28 protein-coding genes and 1 pseudogene are annotated in these 20,510 nt (G+C 71.5%); 11 read left to right on the top strand and 18 right to left on the bottom strand.

Going from position 1 to position 20,510, the window contains the following annotated elements:
- A partial coding sequence (locus tag ON36_RS30185; protein WP_043660877.1) for an AAA family ATPase occupies positions 1-591 on the bottom strand: 591 nt, incomplete at its 3' end.
- Positions 592-700: 109 nt separating this feature from the next.
- Positions 701-1,741 (bottom strand): helix-turn-helix transcriptional regulator, encoded by a 1,041-nt coding sequence (locus tag ON36_RS30180; RefSeq protein ID WP_245558262.1) that lies wholly within the window; start codon positions 1,739-1,741, stop codon positions 701-703.
- An 83-nt stretch (positions 1,742-1,824) separates the two neighbouring features.
- On the opposite strand from ON36_RS30180, the gene ON36_RS30175 reads away from it, so the two are divergent.
- Positions 1,825-2,253 carry a VOC family protein gene (locus ON36_RS30175; RefSeq protein ID WP_043660874.1) on the top strand — a complete coding sequence of 143 codons (429 nt, stop codon included), beginning with the start codon at positions 1,825-1,827 and terminating at the stop codon, positions 2,251-2,253.
- A 93-nt stretch (positions 2,254-2,346) separates the two neighbouring features.
- On the opposite strand, the gene ON36_RS30170 is transcribed toward ON36_RS30175, so the two are convergent.
- The 4 genes and pseudogenes from ON36_RS30170 to ON36_RS30155 all read right to left on the bottom strand — a co-directional run.
- On the bottom strand, positions 2,347-2,685 hold the full coding sequence (locus ON36_RS30170; protein WP_043660871.1) for a hypothetical protein: 339 nt from the start codon (positions 2,683-2,685) through the stop codon (positions 2,347-2,349).
- 61 nt (positions 2,686-2,746) lie between these two features.
- Positions 2,747-3,334: a TetR/AcrR family transcriptional regulator gene (locus tag ON36_RS30165; RefSeq protein ID WP_169334756.1), complete on the bottom strand. Its 588-nt coding sequence runs from the start codon at positions 3,332-3,334 to the stop codon at positions 2,747-2,749.
- A gap of 91 nt (positions 3,335-3,425) precedes the next feature.
- Positions 3,426-4,109, bottom strand: coding sequence for a PAS and ANTAR domain-containing protein (locus ON36_RS30160; RefSeq protein ID WP_052314529.1), 684 nt, complete (start codon positions 4,107-4,109; stop codon positions 3,426-3,428).
- A gap of 88 nt (positions 4,110-4,197) precedes the next feature.
- Positions 4,198-4,623: pseudogene (locus ON36_RS30155) on the bottom strand (TetR/AcrR family transcriptional regulator C-terminal domain-containing protein); the annotation flags it as partial.
- Positions 4,624-4,911: 288 nt separating this feature from the next.
- On the opposite strand from ON36_RS30155, the gene ON36_RS30150 reads away from it, so the two are divergent.
- Positions 4,912-5,646 (top strand): TetR/AcrR family transcriptional regulator, encoded by a 735-nt coding sequence (locus tag ON36_RS30150; RefSeq protein ID WP_043660868.1) that lies wholly within the window; start codon positions 4,912-4,914, stop codon positions 5,644-5,646.
- A gap of 84 nt (positions 5,647-5,730) precedes the next feature.
- On the opposite strand, the gene ON36_RS30145 is transcribed toward ON36_RS30150, so the two are convergent.
- A complete protein-coding gene (locus tag ON36_RS30145; protein WP_043660866.1) occupies positions 5,731-6,762 on the bottom strand; it encodes a hypothetical protein in 1,032 nt (343 codons plus the stop codon).
- 70 nt (positions 6,763-6,832) lie between these two features.
- Positions 6,833-7,567, bottom strand: a complete 735-nt coding sequence (locus tag ON36_RS30140; protein ID WP_043660898.1) for an SDR family NAD(P)-dependent oxidoreductase — start codon at positions 7,565-7,567, stop codon at positions 6,833-6,835.
- 153 nt (positions 7,568-7,720) lie between these two features.
- Here ON36_RS30140 and ON36_RS30135 point away from each other — a divergent pair, with 153 nt between their 5' ends.
- Genes ON36_RS30135 through ON36_RS30125 form a run of 3 tightly spaced genes read left to right on the top strand, consistent with a single transcriptional unit; the run spans position 7,721 to position 9,921 of the window.
- Positions 7,721-8,176 carry a MarR family winged helix-turn-helix transcriptional regulator gene (locus ON36_RS30135; RefSeq protein WP_245558261.1) on the top strand — a complete coding sequence of 152 codons (456 nt, stop codon included), beginning with the start codon at positions 7,721-7,723 and terminating at the stop codon, positions 8,174-8,176.
- Positions 8,173-9,594 carry an MFS transporter gene (locus ON36_RS30130; protein ID WP_043660864.1) on the top strand — a complete coding sequence of 474 codons (1,422 nt, stop codon included), beginning with the start codon at positions 8,173-8,175 and terminating at the stop codon, positions 9,592-9,594. Before ON36_RS30135 ends, ON36_RS30130 begins: the two co-directional genes overlap by 4 nt.
- A 33-nt stretch (positions 9,595-9,627) precedes the next feature.
- Positions 9,628-9,921, top strand: coding sequence for a DUF1330 domain-containing protein (locus ON36_RS30125; RefSeq protein WP_043660861.1), 294 nt, complete (start codon positions 9,628-9,630; stop codon positions 9,919-9,921).
- 22 nt (positions 9,922-9,943) lie between these two features.
- On the opposite strand, the gene ON36_RS30120 is transcribed toward ON36_RS30125, so the two are convergent.
- A complete protein-coding gene (locus tag ON36_RS30120) occupies positions 9,944-10,171 on the bottom strand; it encodes a hypothetical protein (protein ID WP_043660859.1) in 228 nt (75 codons plus the stop codon).
- Positions 10,172-10,651: 480 nt separating this feature from the next.
- Positions 10,652-11,320: a hypothetical protein gene (locus ON36_RS30115; protein ID WP_043660857.1), complete on the bottom strand. Its 669-nt coding sequence runs from the start codon at positions 11,318-11,320 to the stop codon at positions 10,652-10,654.
- Between the two features lie 316 nt (positions 11,321-11,636).
- Here ON36_RS30115 and ON36_RS36460 point away from each other — a divergent pair, with 316 nt between their 5' ends.
- The 4 genes from ON36_RS36460 to ON36_RS35590 all read left to right on the top strand — a co-directional run bounded on the left by ON36_RS36460 (position 11,637) and on the right by ON36_RS35590 (position 14,162).
- Complete coding sequence (locus tag ON36_RS36460) at positions 11,637-12,176, top strand: MmpS family transport accessory protein (protein WP_169334755.1); 540 nt, start codon at positions 11,637-11,639, stop codon at positions 12,174-12,176.
- A gap of 142 nt (positions 12,177-12,318) precedes the next feature.
- Positions 12,319-13,200, top strand: a complete 882-nt coding sequence (locus ON36_RS30105; protein WP_043660854.1) for an NAD(P)-dependent oxidoreductase — start codon at positions 12,319-12,321, stop codon at positions 13,198-13,200.
- A gap of 144 nt (positions 13,201-13,344) precedes the next feature.
- Positions 13,345-13,926, top strand: a complete 582-nt coding sequence (locus ON36_RS30100; protein WP_043660851.1) for a hypothetical protein — start codon at positions 13,345-13,347, stop codon at positions 13,924-13,926.
- 74 nt (positions 13,927-14,000) lie between these two features.
- The gene (locus ON36_RS35590) at positions 14,001-14,162 is read left to right on the top strand and encodes a hypothetical protein (protein ID WP_169334754.1); all 162 of its coding nucleotides are present in this window, start codon (positions 14,001-14,003) and stop codon (positions 14,160-14,162) included.
- Positions 14,163-14,283: 121 nt separating this feature from the next.
- On the opposite strand, the gene ON36_RS30095 is transcribed toward ON36_RS35590, so the two are convergent.
- The 3 genes from ON36_RS30095 to ON36_RS30085 form a co-directional block, all read right to left on the bottom strand.
- Positions 14,284-14,556 carry a hypothetical protein gene (locus ON36_RS30095; RefSeq protein ID WP_043660849.1) on the bottom strand — a complete coding sequence of 91 codons (273 nt, stop codon included), beginning with the start codon at positions 14,554-14,556 and terminating at the stop codon, positions 14,284-14,286.
- A gap of 66 nt (positions 14,557-14,622) precedes the next feature.
- Positions 14,623-15,081 (bottom strand): YybH family protein, encoded by a 459-nt coding sequence (locus ON36_RS30090; RefSeq protein WP_052314527.1) that lies wholly within the window; start codon positions 15,079-15,081, stop codon positions 14,623-14,625.
- A gap of 11 nt (positions 15,082-15,092) precedes the next feature.
- Positions 15,093-15,677 (bottom strand): NADPH-dependent FMN reductase, encoded by a 585-nt coding sequence (locus ON36_RS30085; protein ID WP_043660846.1) that lies wholly within the window; start codon positions 15,675-15,677, stop codon positions 15,093-15,095.
- 130 nt (positions 15,678-15,807) lie between these two features.
- Between ON36_RS30085 and sigJ the strand changes: the two genes are divergently transcribed.
- Positions 15,808-16,698, top strand: a complete 891-nt coding sequence (gene sigJ / locus ON36_RS30080; protein ID WP_043660843.1) for an RNA polymerase sigma factor SigJ — start codon at positions 15,808-15,810, stop codon at positions 16,696-16,698.
- A gap of 34 nt (positions 16,699-16,732) precedes the next feature.
- Here the strand turns inward: sigJ and ON36_RS30075 are convergent, their stop codons facing one another.
- The 4 genes from ON36_RS30075 to ON36_RS35190 form a co-directional block, all read right to left on the bottom strand.
- Positions 16,733-17,128: a hypothetical protein gene (locus ON36_RS30075; protein WP_043660839.1), complete on the bottom strand. Its 396-nt coding sequence runs from the start codon at positions 17,126-17,128 to the stop codon at positions 16,733-16,735.
- 201 nt (positions 17,129-17,329) lie between these two features.
- Positions 17,330-17,701: a hypothetical protein gene (locus ON36_RS30070; RefSeq protein ID WP_043660838.1), complete on the bottom strand. Its 372-nt coding sequence runs from the start codon at positions 17,699-17,701 to the stop codon at positions 17,330-17,332.
- A complete protein-coding gene (locus ON36_RS30065; protein ID WP_043660836.1) occupies positions 17,698-17,967 on the bottom strand; it encodes a hypothetical protein in 270 nt (89 codons plus the stop codon). Before ON36_RS30065 ends, ON36_RS30070 begins: the two co-directional genes overlap by 4 nt.
- Positions 17,964-18,164, bottom strand: coding sequence for a hypothetical protein (locus ON36_RS35190; protein ID WP_157225083.1), 201 nt, complete (start codon positions 18,162-18,164; stop codon positions 17,964-17,966). The genes ON36_RS30065 and ON36_RS35190 overlap by 4 nt, the downstream gene beginning before the upstream one ends.
- An 18-nt stretch (positions 18,165-18,182) precedes the next feature.
- Between ON36_RS35190 and ON36_RS30060 the strand changes: the two genes are divergently transcribed.
- Entirely contained in the window at positions 18,183-19,679 is a 1,497-nt protein-coding gene (locus ON36_RS30060) for an NsdA family TPR-like regulatory protein (protein WP_218001258.1), read from the top strand.
- On the opposite strand, the gene ON36_RS30055 is transcribed toward ON36_RS30060, so the two are convergent.
- On the bottom strand, positions 19,658-20,188 hold the full coding sequence (locus ON36_RS30055) for an NUDIX hydrolase (RefSeq protein ID WP_043660832.1): 531 nt from the start codon (positions 20,186-20,188) through the stop codon (positions 19,658-19,660). The two genes, ON36_RS30060 and ON36_RS30055, sit on opposite strands and share 22 nt — an antisense overlap.
- Positions 20,189-20,510 lie beyond the last annotated feature (322 nt).

Genomic DNA, 20,510 nt, shown 5'->3' with positions numbered 1-20,510 from the left:
CATGCGGTCGAGCAGCGCGGTCGCGTCGGCGTCGGACAGCGGCCCCAGCCGCATGGTCGTCAGTTCGGCACCGCGCAGCGGTGAACTCGCGCCGTCGCGGACGGTGGCGACCAGGACGACAGGTTCGGCGTCGATCCGCCGCGCGACGAAGGCCAGCACCTCGGCGCTCGCGGGGTCGAGCCAGTGCGCGTCCTCGGCGACGACCAGCACCGGCCGTTCGGCCGCGACGTCGGCCAGCACGGTCAGCGCGGCGAGCCCCACCAGGTGCGGGCTCGGCTCCTCCACGAGGTCCGACATGCCGAGCGCGCAGTTGAGCGCCTCGCGCTGGCGGCCGGGCAGCGCGTCGAAGGCGCGGCGCAACGGATACAGCACCCGGTGCAGTCCGGCGTAGGCGAGGCCGTGCTCGGCCTCCACGCCCGTGGTCCGCAGCACCCGCAGCCCGGCGTCCACCGCCGCCACGACCGCCTGCTCGACCAGCGTGGACTTCCCGATCCCGGGTTCGCCCTCGATCACGACACCGCTGCGGCCCTCGGGCGCGGCCACCAGCGTGGCCAGGTCCTTCAGCTCGCTGTCCCGTCCGATCATCGGCATCTGCGGCGCTCTCCTCCTGCGCCCGCGACGACACGCGGGCCGATCGGTACCTTATCGAACGGGTGTTCCGGGCACCGGGGTCGCGGCGGGGTCGCCGGATACGCGCAGGTCAGGGCGCAAGGCGGTCGTCGCCCGCCTGCCGACCGACACCGTCGGCGGCCGGACGCTCGGCGCCGGGACCGTCCCCGCACGCGGCGAGCAGCCGTTCGGCCGAGGCGCGGACGTGCTCGCGGAGTTCGTCCGGCTCCTCGATGACGAAGGCGCGTCCCAGTCCGGCGAAGTAGGTGGTCACCCAGTCGAGCCGCTCGGCGCGCAGGCGTACGCGGGTCCACGGCGCCGCGTCCTGGGAGGCGGCAGGCTCCAGCGTCATCAGCCCGGCGGGGGCCCGCGCGCGCAGTTCCTCGACGGTGCCCGCCACGCGGACCGAGACCCGATGGCGCCACGGCGTCGCGGCCAGGCTCGCGAGCACCGCCGCGGTCCCGTCGAAGCCGGTGGGCACGTTGAAGGAGCCGGGCAGCGTCACGGGCTCGCTGATCCGGTCGACCCGGAAGGTTCGGATCTGGCCGGTGCGCGACTCGTGGCCGGCGACGTACCAGCGGCCGGAGCGGGCGACGATGCCGTAGGGCAGGATCGTGCGCCTGCTCGCCCGTCCGTCGCGGCGGGTGTAGGCGATGGCGACCGGGTGCCGATCGCGCGCGGCCTCGGCGACGACCATCAGCACCGTCGGGTCCGTGTCGCCGAGGACAGGGTTGTCCGGGCGTCCCGGCGCGGCGAGCGATGCCAGGTCCGCCGAGGACCGCACCGCGTCCAGCCGCGCCGCCGTCGCTCGCGGCAACACGCGACGCAGTTTGCCGATCGCGCGGTCGACGGTCTCGTCGTCGACCGGCAGACCGCCGGTGCGTCGGCCCACGATCAGTCCCAGCAGCAGCGCGAGGGCCTCCTCGTCGGTGAGCATCAGCGGCGGCATCCGGTAACCGGGCGCCAGCCGGTATCCGCCGTGCCGCCCGCGTGCCGACTCGACCGGAATCCCCATCTCGACCAACTGCGCGAGGTAGCGACGGACGGTCCGCTCGTCGACGCCCAGCCGTGGGGCGAGAGCCGAGACCGGATGGGTTCCACCGGCCTGGAGCAGCTCCAGCAGAGTCAGCACACGAGCAGTCGAGCGGGCCATGGGGACAGATTCCCACGAATACCGGGCGGAATCGGCCCGGTATCGGCTCTACCGTCGCCACCATGACCCACTACCACGCCACCGCCTTCGTCTCGACCCGCCTCATCACCGACGATCTCGACCCCATGGTCGCCTTCTACGAGCAGCTCACCGGTACGTCCGCCGTCCGCCTCGCGCCGGTGTTCGCCGAGATCGTCACGCCGACCGCGACCCTCGCGATCGGGAGCACCGCCACGGTGCCGTTGTTCGCGCCCGGCTCCGCCGAGGCGTCCGCCAACCGGTCGGCCATCCTCGAGTTCCTCGTCGACGACGTCGACGCCGAGTACGCCCGCGTCGCCGCGCTGGGCGCGGAGGTCGTCGCCGAACCGGCCCTGATGCCGTGGGGCAACCGGGTCTTCTTCGTCCGCGATCCCGACGCGAACCTGGTCGGAGTGTTCAGCCCGGTGAGCGCGGACGCGATCGAGCGCTTCGCCGGCCGTCACGACCGCTGACCGCGTCGGGGACGCGGCATCGGTGTGCTCCCGCCGCCGACGGGTGTGCCGGGTCGCGGGGAGCCGCGTCGGGTCACCCGCTGCCCGGATCGCTCATCCGGGCAGCGTGTCTCCGGGGAAGCCGTGGCACGGATACACCTCGCAGCGCATCATCCCGGCTCGCACGCAGGGATCGTCGGCCATGAGCGCGGCCGCGTCCTCGGCGGGCACGGTGACGATCGCGGCCCCGGCCACCGCGTCGGAGGCGACCGGGCACAGGACGGCGATCACCCCGTCGGCGCGCAGCGTCACCATCCGTCGCTGATGCTCGAGTTCGATCGCGTCCGCGCCGTCCATGCTCCGCTGCGGTGTCCAGTGCAGGAGGACGAGCGTGTAGGGCTTCGCGGTGGCCGCCAGGGCCCTGATCTGTTCGTCGGTGACGGTGGTGCCCATGATGTCTCCGTTCTCGATGGCTCGTCGGTGCAGGTGGTGGTCGTGAATGTCCTGTCGCGCCTCACGGATTCGGGCGGGTGGCGGCGTCGAAGAGGTCGACCAGTTCGTCGGCGTAGCGGCCCGCGTCGATGTCGCCCCGCGCGATGCGTGGGACGGCGGCGTCGATCGCGGCCCGCACGCTCGCCGCCATCACGGCCGGATCGAACCGGCGCATCTCCCCGGCCGCCTGGGCCGCCACGAACGACGCCTCGAGCAGGGCCACCGACACGTCGTTCTGCTCGACCTCGCCCGGGCGGGCCCGCTGGTGCGCCACGATCTCGACCGCGGCTCTCGCGTACACGGGCTCGGCGGCGATGAACTCCAGGTTGCCGCGGAGGTAGGCGGCCAGCTTCGCCCGGCTGCCGACGGCCCGATCGATCCCGTCGCGCAGGAATGCGGCGGCCTCCCGCACGATCAGCGCCAGGGCCTCGGCCATCAGCGCCTCCCGCGACGCGAAATGGTAGGAGATCAACCGGGTGCTGCTCATCCGCGCGTGCTCGACGATCCGCGCGAAAGACGCCGCCTCGTACCCCCGTTCGGCGACCACCTCCACGGTCGCCCGCAGCAGTAGCTCGCGCCGATCCGGCACCTCCCGCTGCGTTACCTGCACGAGTAACACGTTACTCGGGCGAGTAACAGAGTCAAGGGGCAGTGGACCCACATGCCCGGCGCCGGGCCGAACGACACGCCCCCGAGCGGGCTCAGTCCTCGCGGACCCGTTCGTGCAGCGTCAGCAGGCGATGATCGAACCTGTTCCGGAACTGCGGAATCTCCTTGCTGATCGGACGCAGCTCCGCGACCAATTGCGTGGCCAGGGCGCGCAATCGGGTGTTCGACTCCTGCGAGCGCCACTGCAGCAGCCGGAACGCCTGGTCGGACGTCAGCCCGTAGATGAGCATCAGCGCGCCCTTGGCCTGCTCGATCGTCTGCCTGCCCTTGTAGGATTCCGCGCTCTCCTGATCGGTGACGTCCTCGATCAGGTCGGTGATCTCGATGTAGTAGCCGAGGATGCCGACGATCGCCCCCTGGTCGTCGGGCAGCAGATCGGTGACCGCGATGACCTCGTGTTCGAATCCGGCGGTATCGATGATGCGGTGCCTGCTCGAGAACGGTTCGCGGTTCTCGATCATGGTGGTGATCACCCCCGCGACGCGATCGCGGTCGTCCGGGTGCTGGTGCGCCAGGAGCAGCTCGGTGGTCGGCTCGACCTCGCCGGGGGCGTAGCCGTGCATGGCGGCGAGCTCGTCGGACCATTCCCAGCGTCGTTCGCCGAACCAGAATCGGAAGCTGCCGATCGGCTGCTGGGTGCCGGAGCCGAACACCTCCTCGAGCTCGGCGACGTCGCCGGGGGACACGGGGGCCTCGTCGAGGGGGGTTTGATCCATCTGGGTTCACCGTTCCACTGACTACGGGGCGCCGACTCGCTGCGGTCGGTCGCCGGGTGATGTTGCCGTCCTTGCCCGAAGCGGTGATTCAGGGCGCCGCGCGCATCCGCTCGATCCGGTCGAGCAACGCTTCGAGCGAGTCCTCGAACTCCGCGGCGCCGTGGTTCTGGGACAACTTCGGTTGCAGGCGGAACAGATTCGGGAACTGTGCGAGCGCGCCGGTGGACGGCGCGCGTTCGGCGCCGGGGGCCGAGAGCCGCCCGGCGGCCTCGAGCAGCAACTGCCCGAGCAGGAAGGTCGTGAAGGCGCGGTAGGTCGTGACCGCTTCGTCGTCGTCGAAACCGTAGGACAGCAGCGCGTCCAGGAACGCCTCCATCCACCGCAGGCTGCCCAGCGGTGGTCTCGCCCAGGGCGCCTCCGGGGCGAGGGTCGCGGCGGGGGAGAACAGCTGCGGCTCGCGCAGCGCGACCCGCCGGACCCCGTGCGCGAGCCGCACCAGGAAATCCTGCCAGCCGGCCGAGGCGGACGCCTGCAGCAGGCAGTTGCCGATCGCGTCGCCGGCCTCGGTGTCGCGCTCGCCGACAGAACCCTGACCGCACATTCGACACAATCTAGCGGCCTGCGTTTACCTTGTAAACTTCGCAGTTCGGGGACTGTTTACCCGCAGATCGGCGCCGGTGGCGCGCGTCACGGTCCACCCCGGTCGCCCGGCGGTGGCTGTCGGGTGTTTAGGGACTGCGTGAGCAGTGAAATAGTCTGACCGTTGGTCTTGCTTCGACGCGGGTAGTGAGGGGATGTTTCGGTGGGCGAACATCACGACGATCGCGTAGAGGGTGCGGCGACCTCGCCGGACCCTCGCGGTTCCGGGCCGGGCGACAGCGAACGCGCGTCGCTGAGCCGCCGCCTGATCCTCGAGGCGGCCATCGATCTGGTCGATCAGGAAGGCTTGCGCAAGCTGACGATGCGTCGGCTCGGCGCGGCCTGCGGCGTCGAGGCGATGGCGCTCTACCGCTACGTGCACAGCCGGGAGGATCTGCTCGGCGGCATCGTCGCGCTGCTGGTCGACGACCTGCACGAGCATCAGCTCGCGGCACGCCGTCAGGAGGACGGGTGGCAGGACTTCCTGATGCGGCTCGCGCACGGAGTCCGCCAGATCGCGCTGGATCATCCCGAGCTGTTTCCGCTCGTCGCGACCAGGGCGCCGGAGGCGCCGTGGGTGCGCCCGCCCTTACGCAGCCTGCGCTGGATGGAGACCTTCCTCGACACGCTGCTCGCGTATGGCTTCGACGACGACTCCGCCGTGTCGGCCTACCGCTCCTACACGACGTTTCTGCTGGGGCAGTTGCTGCTCGAGGTCGCCGGTCGGGCACCCACCGTGCCCGCGGAGCCGGATCGCGCGGGCGCAGACCAGCTGTCGGACTTCCCGAACCTGTCCCGCCTGGAATCGAAGCTGGCCGAGGACTACAGCGCCGTCGAGTTCGACGAGTCGCTGGAAGCCCTGCTCGATCGCCTCGAACGGACGCTCCCGGTCGAGTGATCGCGGCGGTGATTACGCGCAGTCGTCTTCCTCCGGGTGCGCGGTCCGTGACCGAGCGTGCTCCGATTGCGGGAGAGCACAGGGTCATCCGACCCGGGTGCCGGGCACGCGTGCCCAGCGGACGATGCGCCAGAACTTCCTGCGGGCGCGCCGTCCACGGGGTGCCAGGCCACCGGTGTCGCGCGCCGACAGGTGACGGAGGAGATCCGCGCGTTCGGCGACACCGATTCCCGGATGCACGAGAGCGCACGCCACCGCATCGTGCGCGTAGTAGGGGCGTCCCGCGTCGTAGGCTCCGCGTGCCGCGTCCAGGACCGGGCCGGGCGGGTAGTGCCCGGCGGATGCCAGGCACAGGCGGGCGAGCTTGGCGAGGGGACTGGGGAAGAGGCCGTGCGAGACGACGTCGCCCGGCATCCCTTCGGCCAGCGCGACCAGTCCCGCGCGCAGCCGGGGGTCGTCCGGGGCGGGGATGTCGACAGGCGGCGGAAAGCCGCGGGACAGATAGGACAGGACCGCCCACGCGTCGTCGGTGTGGTCGAAGGCCGCATGGATCGCGGCGAGAAGGTCCGGTCGTGCGACGCGGGCCGCGCACAGCAGCCGTGCTGTGGCGACCTCGCGCAGGACGACGTCGAGCCGCTGCGTGTCGGCGAACGAGATCTTGTCCAGCGCGGCGAGAGGGTAGGTGTGACAGCCGAATTCGACGTCGCGCGGCCGTAGACCGGCGAAGACGGCACGGAGGACGGAATCGGGCAGCCACTCCGCCTGCGCCGGACCGAAGAACGCCACGAGCCGGATCATGACGTCGTCGAGCGGGAGCCGGCCTGCCGGTTCCTCGGGCAGACGGATCAGGGCTGTGCGCAGGGCCGCCGCCAGTCGGTGCCGTGCGATCTCCGGCAGGGTCTCGGGGATCGCGTAGCTGTAGACGGAGGCGTAGCGGCCGTGGAGATGACGGCTGATGCCGAGCAGGTCGGCCATGAGTTGTTCGTGGCCGACCCGGCCGCCGAGCACGAGTCCCCGCCAGGCCTGGTACGAGGCGTACCGCCGCTGCTCGAGGAAATCCGGGGGACGGGGATCGCGGCGGAAGAGCTCGGCTCCCGAATCCGGTTGGCCGGTCATGACCTTGGAGGATAGGCGAGCTCGCGGGTGTTCCGGAAGCGGAGCCGGGCGCACCGCCGGCGTGCCCGTGTCACCAGGGCACGGTCCCGGCGTCGTCGAGGAACCGGCCGGTCGGGCCGTCGTCGGGCAGCGTCGCGAGGCGGATCGCGATCGCCGCGGCCTGGCGCGGTGTGCGGTCGCCACGGAACCCGGTGAAGTCGGTGGCGGTCAGCCCGGGACAGGCGGCGTTGATCAGGATGCCGGTGCCGCGCAGTTCCTTCGCGTATTGGATGGTGAGCGCGTTCAGGAAGGTCTTCGAGGCCAGGTAGGCGGCGGGGACGGGGCCCATGTCGATGCCCGGGGTGGTCTGCAGGGCGAGCGAACCGACGCTGCTGGACATGTTGACGATCCGGGGTGCGGCCGAGGCGCGCAGCAGGGGCAGCATCGCATTGGTCACCCGCAGGACCCCGATCACGTTGGTCTCCACGAGGGTTCGCACGGTCGCGGGGTCGACCGTGGTCGGGGTCTGCGGCGTATCGCCGGTGACGCCGTTGATCGCGGCGTTGTTCACCAGGACGTCGAGTCCGCCTGCGTGGTCGGCGATCATCCGGGCCGCCGCGGCGACGCCGGCGTCGTCGGTCACGTCGAGCGGCACACCGAACGCGTCGGCCCCGGCCGCGCGCAGCTTCTCGACCGCGACGTCGCGGCGGTGCGCGTCCCGCGCCCCGACGCCGACCCGCCAACCGAGCGCGCCGAGGCCCGCGGCGATCTCGTATCCGATGCCCTTGTTCGCGCCGGTCACCAACGCGATCGTCTGTTCACTCACATCGGCGATCCTGCTGCGCGCCAGGGTGCGGCGTCCAAGACCCATCGGGTCGGCGGCGATACCGCAGGGGTATCGGTCGTGGTCGTCCTCGACTTCTCGGGGGGACCGACGCATTTGTATAGATGATGAATATACAGTTGCTATGCTTCGGGCATGAGCCGCCGAGCCGCCGACCGTGGTGCTTCCGCCATCGGGGCCGCCCTCTACGGCCTGGCCACTCGGGCCACGCGGCGCCTGCCGCGGGACATGAGTCTCACCTCTGCCGCCACCCTGGCCACCCTGGAGCGGACCGGGCCGCGGCGGATCACCGAGCTGGCCACCGTCGCGGGCATCACCCAGCCCGCGATGACCGCGCTGGTGCGGGTGATGGAGGAGTCCGGCCTGGTGGAGCGGCGTGGTGATGCGGCCGACCGACGGGTCACGCTCGTCTGCCTGACCGAGGCGGGCGCGTCCTGTGTCCACGCGCGGCGCGCGGCGGGTGTCGAGGCGTTCGAGCGCTTGATCGGCGAGCTCACCGGCGCCGAGATCACCGCGCTGGAGGCCGCGCTGCCCGCGCTGCATCACCTGGCGGAGCTCGCGGACCGGGACCGCGAGGGGCGGGCGCGGTGAGGGGGCAGCGCGTCGGTGGGGTCACGGCGTCGGCGCGACCCGAGGCACGGCTGCTCGTCCCGTCCCTGATCTTCGTCGCGCTGGTCGTGGCGGCGGTCGGCAGTCTCGGCGCGCCGCTCGTCACGAGCGTGGCGACCACGTTCGGCGTCTCGCTCGGCAGCGCGCAGTGGACGCTGACGATCGCCCTGCTCAGCGGGGCCGTCGCGACCCCGGTCCTCGGCAGGCTCGGCGCGGGCCCGCACCGGCGGGCCACGATCCTCGTGACGCTGGCGGTCGTCGTCGCGGGCAGCGCGCTGACCGTGCTGCCGCTGCCGTTCGGCTGCCTGCTGGCCGGGCGGGCCGCCCAAGGCGTCGGACTCGGGTTGACGGCGCTGATGATGGGTGTGGCCCGGGACCATCTGCCCGAGGAACGCGGCGCGGCCGTCATCTCGCTGATCTCGGTGGTCTCGATCGTCGGGGTCGGCATCGGCTATCCGCTGGCCGCGCTGCTCGCCGAACTCGGCGGCGTGCGGGCCGCCTACGGCCTCGGCCTCGTCGTCACCGCCGCCGCGCTCCTGACCGCGTGGCGCTCGGTGCCCGAGGCCCCCGCGGACCGTGCCGCCCCCGTGGACGTGGTCGGCGCGCTCGTCCTCGCGGTCGCGCTGCTCCTGGTGCTGTTCCTCGCGGGCCAACGAGGCCTGTGGAGCGGGCATCCGGCCGTGGCGGCGGGTCTCGCCGTCGTCGCCGTGCTGCTGCTCGGCGCCTGGGTCGTCGTCGAGTTGCGCGTCGCGGCGCCCCTGATCGACGTGCGGGCGGTGCGGCACCCGGCGGTCGCGGGAGCGAACCTGGCCGTGTTCGTCGGCGGCATCGGCATGTATCTGCTGCTCACGCTCGTCACGCGGTACGCGCAGACCCCGCACGACGCGGGCTACGGCTTCGGGCTGACGACCTTCGTCGCCGGGCTGGTCCTCGTCCCCTTCTCGGTGTCGGGATTCGTCGCGGGCGAACTCACGCCGCGGCTCCGGACACGGATCTCCGGCCCGCTGCTCCTGGCGGGCAGCGCGGTCGTGGTCGGCGGCGGGTTCGCGCTGTTCGCCGCGGCCCGTTCGGACCTGGTCGACCTGTTCGTGGTGATGGGGGTGCTCGGCGTCGGCGTCGGCGGCTTCTCGGCTGCGATGCCGGGTGTCATCCTGGCCGTGACCCCGCGCAGCGAGACGTCGAGCGCCATGAGCGTCAACTATGTCGTCCGCAGCGTCGGATACTCCCTGGGCAGCGCCCTCGGCGGCCTGATCCTGGCCGCGGGCACCATTCCCGGCCGGCTGTTCCCCGACGACGGCGCCTACACCGCCGCGGCCCTCGTCGGCATCGGCGCCATGGCGACGACCACACTGACCTGCCTGGCTCTCGCCCGCCGGAGCCGGTCCGAGACCAACCCGTGAGTCACCATCTGTCGCAACAACACTGGAGGTTCCATGCCCAAGGGCTACTGGGTCAGCGTCTACCGCACCATCGACGACCCCGAGAAGCTGGCCGCCTACAACGCGCTGGCGGCCCCCGCCGTCAAGGCCGGGGGCGGCCGGGTCCTCACCTACGGCAGCCGGGTCGCCGCCCATGACGCCGGGATCGCCGAGCGCACCATCCTGATCGAGTTCGACAGCTACGAGCAGGCGGTCGCCACGCGTGAGAGCGCGGCCTATCAGGAGGCGCTGACCGCCCTCGGCGACGGCGTCGAGCGCGACTTCCGCATCGTCGAGGGCGTCGACTGACCGGGACGCTGCCCCCGCCGCGTCAGCGATCGCGCTCGGCGAGGTCCGCTCGCGCCGACACCCCGCGCAGCATGGTGCCCGCGAAGGCCGCCACCCCGACCAGGATCAGGGTGGCGATCCCGCCCGTCCAGGCCAGTGCGCTGGTGAACGACTCGGTCGCGGCGGCGGACAGCGCCGCACCGAGCAGGCCGGGCAGTTCCGCGGCGTGCAGCAGCGCGGCCCCGAGGGTCTCCTTCGCGGATTCGAGCACGCCGGCGGGCAGGCCCGCGGGGGCGGTGTCGGCGAGCGCGGAGCGAGAGAAGCCGAGCAGCGCGGAGCCGAGGATCGCCGTACCGAAGGCGGTGCCCAGTTCGTAGGCTGTCTCGCTGATCGCCGCGGGCCCTCGATGAGCCCGGCGGCGATGGCGTCCCGCAGGTCGAGCGTGTTGTCCTCGAGGTCGGCGGTCATCGGATCGCGGATGGTCGTGAAGCCGTTGTGCAGCAGCGCCTTCAGGACCGGCAGATTTGCCGGCGCGGTCGCCGCCGCCGAGCGCATGATCGCCGGCGCCGGGGCCGGTGTGAGGGTGGCATGGGTGTGGCAATCCATGAATCCCGGGGCGACCTGTGGCCGGACAGATCGACCACCGTCGCGTCGCCGGACACCTCCAGGTCGGTCCCGATCCGGGTGATCCGATCGCCCTCGACCGCGACGTCAGGCACCCGATCGGTCCGTCGGCGAGGCCTGGGCCGGCTCAGTCGCGGAACGAGCCGGCCAGCACCGCGATCCCGGCCCCGGCGAACAGCACGGTCAGCGCGACCGCGAGGAAGAACTCGAAATCCGGTTCCACCCCGTTGGCGAGCAGGCTCGGGCCGAACAGCGCGAGCGGCAGGAAGCCGGCGAACGACCACCAGGCCAGCCGCCAGGCGCCGACGACGACCCCTGGCGTCTCCACCACGCCGGTCAGCGCCACGCCGAGGCCCACGAACGCCAGCCACAGCCACCATCCGAGCCGGCCGGTCTGGCTCGGGTTGTAGAAGTCTGACTTCCCGTCGATCACGATGCCGACGACCTGGCTTCGCCAGATCCGCAGCGTGGCCTGGCCGCCCTCCCTGGCCCTGCCGAAGAGCTCGCCGTTCACCTCGTGCGAGCGCTCCTCCCCGTCACGCACCCAGCGGATCACGAGGTGATCGGTCGTGGTGGTGCTGGTCGTCCCGTCGCCGTTGAACTGGGTCGAGGTCGTCGCGTACGCGCGCTTGCCGGTGATGGTGACGACGACCTCGTCGAAGCAGCTCCCCACGTGCTTCTCGCAGGCCACCTGGTTTCGGTACTCGCGCGTGTGGTGGAACGGCTCCACGCTCTGCACCAGTGCCAACACCATCAGGCCGACCCCGGCCACGAACATCAGCACCCGACCGATCATCGCCCCTCCCACCAGGTTCCGATGACGCGTCTGCGGGCGAACTCCGTCCCGCCGCCTCCCCGAAGGACTCCGATTCTACCGCCCGGGGTCCGCCGCCATGCGCGATTTCCTTGCCCGGAGGAACGAATCCGTCTCTCGGTGGTTCGCAGCAGGGCCCGCGTCGGTCTCGCCGAAATATCCAATGCGGGACCATGTTCCCGGTTCGGTCCGTCTTCGCGCCGGGGTGATCACGACGGCCGACATCGGGTATCTCCGACAGGGCCGGAGGACCCGGCGCCGGGGGACGGTCCCACGGCCACCAGTTCAAGGGGATCCGATGACGCAACAGCCACGATTCGGCCGGCGCTACGGCAGGCCGCCGCTGCCACCGCGGCGGCACAGGCTCTGGCCCTGGATTCTGCTCGGCGTGGTGATCCTGGCGATCGGCGGCTGCTTCGCCGTCGTCGGCGTGGCGGGCAAGGAGGCCGGGCAGGCGGTCGACAGCGCGGTCTCGAGCCTGGAGACCTCGCCGCCGACCGCCCCCCGGATGCCGAACGAGCTCACGACGAGTCCGCCGGCGACGACGGAATCGCCGCTCGGACAGGGGAAGAACGTGGTCTACGAGATCACCTCCGACGTCCCCGCCCTGACCTCGGTGACGTACTTCGACGAGAAGGCCGAACGTCGGGAGGAGACCGGCGCCACCGCACCGTGGACCAGGACGGTGCTCTACAAGGCCACTTTCACGACGATCGGTGTCGGCGCCCGGACCGAGGGCGGTTCGGTGACCTGCCGCATCACGGTGGACGGCAAGGTCAAGGACGAGCAGACCGCGACCGGCGCGCACGCCACGGTGAACTGCACGACGAGTTCGTAGCCGGACGTCGCCCCGACCTGGATCCTCACCGGAAGGTGCGGAACGGACCGCGAAAGTGCGTACTTGTGGGCCTGCTCGCGCGCGCCGACACTCGGGTCATCGCGGCGGTCGACCGACCGCCGCACCCCGATCGGAGTCGCAGATGACCACAGCGCAACGACCGCCGGTGACCGTGCTCGGCACCGGATCCATGGGCAGCGCGATCGCCCACGCCTTCCTCGCCGCGGGCCACCGGACCCACGTCTGGAACCGCAGCACGGAGCGGACCGGCGACCTGGCCGCCGCGGGGGCCACCGCCCACCGCGACATCGCCGACGCGGTCGAGGCGAGCGCGGTCACCGTCGCCGTGCTCACCGGTTTCGACGCCACACGCGCCAGCCTCGCCGCGGCCACTGCCGTGCTGCCCGGCCGCGACCTGATCACGTTGAGCAGCGGAACTCCCGACCAGGCGCGGGAATTCGCGCGGTGGGCGCACTGCGTGGGCGCCCGCTACCTCGGCGGCGCGCTCGAGAACGTGCCCGCCGCGGTCGGCGCGCGGGACACGCTGCTGTACTTCGGCGGGGACCGCGAGGTCTTCGACGCCCACGCCGACACCCTGGGCGTCCTCGGCGGCGAGCTCGACTTCCTCGGTGCGGAACCCGATCTCGCCGCCCTCTACGAGTCGGCGGTCGGCGCGACGCTGCTGCCCGCGCTGCTCGGCTTCCTCGAAGGCGCGGCGATGCTGACCGCCCGTGGCCTGCCCGCGCGGACCATGGTGCCGTACTCGGGCAGGTGGCTGCGGATGATCGAGTCGCTGCTGCCGGTCCTGGCCGCCGAGATCGATGAGCGGGACTACACCCGGCTCGGCTCCAGCGTGGAGCTGTTCCGGACGGCTCTCGACGACGACGCGCGGCTGGCGGCCGAGACCGGGGTCGACCTGTCGTGGCACTCGACCATGCACGAGCTGCTACGCCGCGCCGTCGACGCGGGCCGCGGCGAGCAGAGCGTCACGGCGGTGTACGAAGTGCTCGCCGCCGCCCGCTGAACAGGCGACCAGGCGCACGTTTCCCGGCCCTGGTGGGCGGGTCCGCGCGCGGCGGTGTGGATCGGCACACCATCTCCACATCTTCCGCGCGGCCTCCACATCGCGCCTCGCTAGGTTGCGACCGTGTCGAGAAGGTGTTCGGCGATGCCGCCCGTGGCGGCCGCCGGTCTGATGGTGCTGTCGGTGGTGCTCGCCCTGCATCGCGGCTGGGTCCTGACCTCTCTGTGGCTGCTGGCCCTGCCGGTGCTCGCGGCCGCGTTCGTGGGGCTGGTGGTGGGCTTCGGGATCGCGCTGTGGCGGGCCGGCGGGCAGCGGCCGCGCTGGCCGCTGGCGACCACGATCGTTCTCGCGGCCGTGGGGATCGGGGTGCCGGTGCTGGCCCTCACCAGTCCGGAGGCCGGGGCGTGGCTGCGGTTCCACCTCGAACGGCCCGCCTTCGCGGCGGTCGCCGCCGCGGACCCGCCGCCGGCCTCCGACGGCCTGTACGGGCGGCCGCTGCCGGGGCATCTGTGCTGGGTGTCGGCCAACTGCCGGGTGGCCGACCTGGGTTCCGCCGACCGGCCCGTACGGTTCGTTCCGGACTTCGTCGGAATTCCCGATGGCGCGACCGGGTACGGGTATTTCACCGGAGATCCCGGGCCGGGCCCCTTCGACGGATTCGGCGACCCGATCTGCCCGAGGGTCGAGCTGGCGGATGGTTGGTGGTGGCTGGGCGGGTGCCCGTGAAGTGCGAGGAACGGTCGTGATCGAAACCTCGTGCGGCGGGTAGTTCCGCAGCACCGACGAAAGAGGTGATGAGCATGCCCGAGGAGAAGAGACGCACCGAGGACGACGAGAAGACGCGGGAACCCCGGGGCGGCAGGCCCGGCCCGGCCGACGAAGGCCGGGACGGCGGGATGGCGACCAGGGAACTCGCGCCCGAACTGGCCGCGACCGAGAACGCGCAGGAGCCACCCGACTGAGCCGGAGGGCGGGATGCGGCGGCCCGCGCACGCCGCAGGAGACCGGGCCCGTGCCATGTCGACCGGGCCCGGTCGTCCGCGCCACCGGTGCGGGGGACACGGGGGGCGCGCGTGCAGGGGCTCAGGCGCCCATCAGGCGGATCTCGGTGTTCAGGAGTTCGGCCTGCTCCGCCAGCGCGGTCGGGTCGGGCTCCGCGCCGACGCGGTCGCGCAGTTCGTCGCGGCTGACCAGTACCAGCCCGCCGGACTCCGACGTGACGCTCACGCGCCCGCCCTCGAGTACCAGGCCGGCGTCGGGTTGCCCGCTCGCGAGCAGCTCGCGCAGGGTGTCCGCGGTGACGAGGGCCGGGTCCGACCCCGTGCTCCCCGATTCCTGTCCTCCATCGATTCCCATGCCTGCCGGTTGCCCGCCCGTCGCCTGCCGAAACACCGCGGATTCGACCGTGGGTCGCGGGGTGGATCAGGGCGTGAGGTCGACCATGCCCCGCCCGGTCGCGATGTCGAGCGGCACCGAGACCTGGTCGTGCGCGATCAGCCAGGTGCCCTCGATCTTGCGCATGCCGTAGGTGACGCGCACCCACATGCCGGCGGCCTGTGTGCCGTCCCGCAGCGTGCCGCGCAGGCGGGCGAACGCGTGCCCGAACGCCACGTCCTCGCCTACGGTGAATGTCAGATCGCGGACTTCGTAGTCCACCGTTTCGAAGAAGTCGAAGACCCGGGCCCAGTTGTCGAGTTTGGCGGCGATCCCGACGTGCTGGAGCGGCGGCTCGGCGTCGAAGGAGACGACATCGGCCGTGTAGACCTGCCGCACGGCGTCGAGGTCCTTGGCCCGCAGGCCGTCGATCACCGTCGCGATCCGGCGGCGCAGCGGCGAGTCGTCGATGTGGGTGGTGTGCGCGGGGGTGCTCGATGTGGTCATGGTGGGGGTCCTCACGGGGTGACGAGGGTGGTGTCGGTGCCGGCCCGCAGCGGCGCGAGCGCGGCGCTCCAGGCCAGCAGCTGATCGAGGGTCTTGCCCAGGGCGTCGACATGGTGGTCACGCGGGGTGAACGTGGTGTGGTTCTCGAAATCGGCGAGCAACGAGATCTCCACCGGGCGGCTCACGTCGGCCATGCCGAGCGCGCCGCACACCATCCGCAGCTGCGCCACCGCGCGGGCACCGCCGCTGACCCCGTAGGAGACGAATCCCACGGCCTTGTCGGCCCATTCGGCGCACAGGTGGTCGATGGCGTTCTTCAGCACGCCGGGGACGCCGCCGTTGTATTCGGGCGTCACCATCACGAAGCCGTCGAACGGCGCGATCCGCTCGGCCCAGGCACGGGTGTGCGCGTGCGCCGACGGGCCGAACAGGGGTGGGGTGGCCTCGTCCAGGTGTGGCAGCGGGTGATCGCGCAGGTCGATCAGGTCGAACTCGGCGTCGCCGCGTCGCGTCGCCGTGTCCAGGACCCAGCGCGCGACCTGCGGGCTCTTGCGCGAGGGCCGGGTACTGCCGAGGAGGATGCCGATTCTGATCATGTCCGAACTCCTGGTTTGCTGAGTGTCTCGACATTCCCGACGACCCGGACGTGCGGAATGTCAGGTCGCCTCACAGATCCGGTCGGTGATTCGTCGGAACAGGGGAGACCAGGAGAGCGCAGGAGCCGACATGACCGACCCGCAGCTGAACACGATGATCGCCGAGCGCAGGCAGCTGATGAACCTCGCCTACCGGCTGCTCGGCTCGGTGGCCGAAGCCGAGGACGTCGTGCAGGAGACCTACGCGCGCTGGTACGCGCTGCCGGAGCGCCGGCGGCGGGAGGTGGCCTCGCCGGGAGCGTGGCTCACGACCGTCGCCGGGCGCATCTGCCTCGATCTGCTCGGCTCGGCACGCGTGCGGCGGGAACGATATGTGGGTGAATGGATTCCGGAGCCGGTGCCCGGCGACTCCGACTGGTTCGGCGGACCCGCCCCCGCCGATCCCGCGGACCGGGTCACCCTCGACGAATCGATCAGCATGGCCTTCCTGGTCGTCCTCGACGCCATGACGCCGGCCGAGCGGGTCGCGTTCGTCCTGCACGACGTGTTCCGCTTCTCCTTCGCCGACGTCGCCGAGGTGGTGGGGCGCACCCCCGCGGCCTGCCGCCAGCTCGCCTCGAGCGCGCGTCGCCGCATCGACTCCGCCCGGCCGGCGCCCGAGGCCGAACGCGCCGAGGTGGTCCGGGATTTCAAACGGGCCTGGGAATCGATGGACATCGAGGCGCTGATCGGCCTGCTGGACCCGCGGGCCGTCGCCACGGCCGACGGCGGCGGGTTGGCGCTGTCGTTCCTCGAACCGATCGTCGGCGGCGAGCGGATCGCCGACGCGTGGATGCGGATCGCCGCGCGCGGCCTCGCCCCCACCCTCACCGAACGGACGGTCAACGGGCAGCCCGGCCTGGTCGCCGAGATCGACGGCGTGGTCGTGTCGGTCTACGCCTTCGAGATCGCCGACGGCCGCATCACCCGCATCTGGGTGATCCGCAACCCGGAGAAGCTGCGGCCCTGGACCGCCGGCTGACGCGCGTGGCGCCCGGGACGGCGGAGGCGCCCCGTCAGAGCGAGGCGGCCGCCCGGCGGAGCGCGTCGAGAGTCGTCTCGGGGGAGGTGTTGAAGCAGAAGCGGATTCCCGGGGCCAGCTCGACCAGCGTGTTCACGACGCGCTCGAACAGCGGGGTGTGGTCGGGGAGGGCGCGGACCGCTCCGCCGATCATGACGAGGTCGAACCGTTCGCGGGCGAGGAGGGTCCGCAGCTCGGCCTCGGCGTCGTCGGGCGCGGCGCCGAGGAGACACGGGGTGACCTCGAACTCGGTGTCGCGCAGGGCGGAGTTGGCGGCCTCGATCCGGTCCGTCAGTTCCTGCTCGTCGAGGTCGGGGAAGCGGCGGTAGTCCATCGCCCGTGGATGCAACCCGATCGTCAGGGCGCGGGGACGGAGAGCCGGTTCGGCCACGGGGCCTCCTCGAGACACGGGACCGGGGCGACTGCGTGCGACCATGGGTTCCCGACACGGATGATTGCTTTGTCACCAAACATAATTTGGAGCCGAAGGGATATCAACGGAGCCCCGATCGGTTGGGGCCTTCTCACCATCCCCCGGATAGCGAACCCCCGACACCGTGGGTGCCGGGGGGTCGGACCTGCTGCATCTGGGTTACTCACCTCCTCTCGACCATCCGAAATCGCACTCGCCGACGGAGAACCGCCGCGAGTAGGTTCGTTCGGGCTCGACGACGTTCACGTCGACGACCGCCTCGAAGAGCTCCTGCGGGATCGCGCCGCCCTCGAACACCTCCAGAGACGGCACGAACACCGACTCGGCCTCCAGTTCGCCGATGATCGCGAGCAGCACCGCCACCGGCTGCTCGGCGCCGACCGGGTTCACGGTCCGCGCGTACAGGTAGCCGTACCGGTCGGCCAGGTCCCGCATCCCGCGGCGCTCGCGCGCGGACCGCAGATCGGCGACCTCGGTCCGCTGGTAGCCGACCGCCACCGGCGGCTTCGTGTCCGGATCGGGGTCGGTCACGAAGCCGCCGCCTGCCGCCGCGCCGGCGGGTACGGGTTCTTCTCCGCGTAGTTCAGGCCGTGCACGGTCGGCCGCCACTGGTTGCGCCCGCCGTGACTCGCCAGCCGCCGCTCGGCCAACCCCCGCAACAGCTTCCCGGTGTGGGGCTCGCTGTGGTTCATGAGCTTCGCGAGCATCTCCGCCGACTGGGGTTCTTCGTCGCAGTACTTGATGACCATCGCGAGCATCCACCGCTCCAACGCGCTCGGCTCCTTGCGGTTGCTCATCGCGCAACCCGCCCGGCCGGGCTCGCCACCCACGCGCCGGAGTGGTACTGGAAGACCAAGCCCTGCCGGCGCAGCGCGTTCGCGGCGCGCCGTACCCGCCGGCGTGGACGGTTCACGCAGCGCGCCAGGGCAGTCGAGGTCAGCTGGGCGCCGGACTGTAGAGCATCGAGTACTTCGCTTTCGAGGGTGGTCGTCATCTCGTCACCTCGTGGCTGGTGGGCTGTCGTGAAAACGACCTTGCCCGTGTGGTTCCCGTCCTCGAAAGGCGTGCGGCCGGGGCAGGTGTGTGCACAGGGGGTGTGCACCGCGACCGATTCATGGACTGCCCAACCCGCAAATGCCAAACTCGAGAAATGGGACGCAGCCCGAAGCAGCCCAACCGTCAGCTCGCCGATCTGATGGCCGAAACCACCGTCTCCCGAAAGGGACTGGCGCGGCGCATCGTCGACCGCGGCGCAGCGGTGGGAGTAGGCCTCGCATACGACCACACCTCGGTCGCCCGATGGCTCGCCGGAGAACAACCGAACGCCCCGGGCCCGGCCCTCATCGCCGAAGTCCTGACCGAACTCCTGGGCCGACGAATCACCGCCGAGGACTGCGGCATGACCGCCTGCGACCCCGCCGACATCGGTCTCGAATTCCCGCTGTCGCTGTCGGAAGCAACCGCGGCCGTGACCGCGCTGTGGCGCAGCGATGTCGAGCACCGCAAGTTCCTGCAGAATTCGTCCTACGCCGTCGCCGTGTACCCGGCGGCGAGCATGAGGTGGCTGACCTTGCCCGGTCCCGAGCGGCCGATGTCCACGACGGGCTACCGCCGCATCGGCGACGGCGACGTCGACGCCCTGCGGACCATGACAAGCTCCTTCGTCGACCTGGACAACCGGGTCGGCGGCGGCCGAGTACGCAGCACCGTCGTGCACTACCTGCACACCGCCGTCGCGCCGATGCTGCAGAGCTCCTTCACCGAAGCCGTCGGCCGGCGCCTCTACGCGACCGCGGCCGAGCTGACGAAACTCGCCGGCTGGGCCGCCTACGACACCGAGGACCACGGACTCGCCCAGCGCTATCTCATCCAGGCACTGCGGCTCGCGCGCGCCGCCGGCGACACCGGGCTCTCAGCAGAGATCCTCAGCGCCATGTCCCATCAGGCCACCTATGTCGGCCGGGCAGGCGACGCCGTGGATCTCGCTCGCGCCGCTCAGATCGCGGCGCGCACGGCCGGGTCGCCGAAGCTGGAGGCGGGATGTCTCATGGTCGAGGCCCACGGTCACGCCGCTCGCGCCGACCGCTCAGCCTGCGGCACAACCCTCGCCGCGGCGGAACGTGCGTTCGACCGCGAGGGGAAGGTGCCCGGCTGGCTGACTTACCTGGACACCGCCTACATGTCCGCGAAGACCGCGCACTGCTTCCGCGACCTCGGCGACAACAAGCGCGCCGCCGAACTGGCATTGAAGTCGCTCAACATGAGCGACGGCTACCAGCGCGGCCGCACCTTCAACCTCTGCCTCCTCGCCTCCTCCGTCGCTTCAGAGGACCCCACCGAGGCCGTCAGGATCGGGGACAAGGCACTCGAACTGGCAGACGGTGTCGCGTCCCGCCGAACCGGTGCTTACCTGCGTGAGCTCTGTGCTCACCTCGCGCCGCATGCAGGCATGCCGGAGGTCACCGACTTCCGCCGGCGCGCGATGGCCTACAGCGCCAAGGCGCGGTAGATACCCACCACGGTTGCCGCGCCGACGATTTCGCCACGCTCGATCATCGCGGCCGCCTCCTCGAGCGGGATCCAGCGAACCTCTTGCGCCTCGTTGATGTCGGGCGCTGCGCCGGTCGGCTCGGCGCCGCGGGCGAGGTAGATCTCCTGCGGCTGGTCGAGGGTGCCGATGGCGGGCTGGTAGGTGACAAGGCGCTGCATGGACTTCGGCCGCCAGCCGGTCTCTTCCTCGACCTCCCGGGCGGCTGCTGCGGCGACGTCCTCGGCGCCGTCGACGTATCCGCCGGGGACTTCCCAGACCCACTGGTCGATGATGAAGCGGTGGCGGCGCATCAGCAGGACTTCGCGGTCGTCGTTGAGCACGAGCGTCATTGCGCAGCGAGGCATCTTGGCTACGTACTGGGTGAACTGCACGCCGTCGGGCAGTTCGATGTCGACTGTTTTGAGGGTGATGTGGCGGTTCTCGTCGACCAGACGTTCGCCAAGGATCTTCCACTGTGTGTCGCTCACGGCTTCGACGGTAGCGGGTCGGCCCGTTACCGGCCGTCGAACGGTCGGTGGCAGCAGGCGTCGGTCCCGGGCGGCTACAGGATGACTGCGTTGCCTGTGCGGCATCGGTAGGAGCGGTGGCAGCCGGTGCTGGGCACGGGGGCACATGACCGAGCCGACGATGACGGCGATGAGGGCCGTGCGGGTGGCCGGCCGGCAGGTGGCGGGGGAGGGGCTGGCCCCTCCGCCGCGGACCCGGTAGAGCCGGCCGGGGTCGAGGCCGGTCGTGGAGCCGAGCCGCCACACGATCGAATTCGGAGGGTCCCCACCATCGCCATCCGGG

The sequence above is a fragment of the Nocardia thailandica NBRC 100428 genome (assembly GCF_000308795.1).
GTDB classification, from domain to species: domain Bacteria; phylum Actinomycetota; class Actinomycetes; order Mycobacteriales; family Mycobacteriaceae; genus Nocardia; species Nocardia thailandica.
This window is presented reverse-complemented; position numbering and strand designations above follow the sequence as displayed.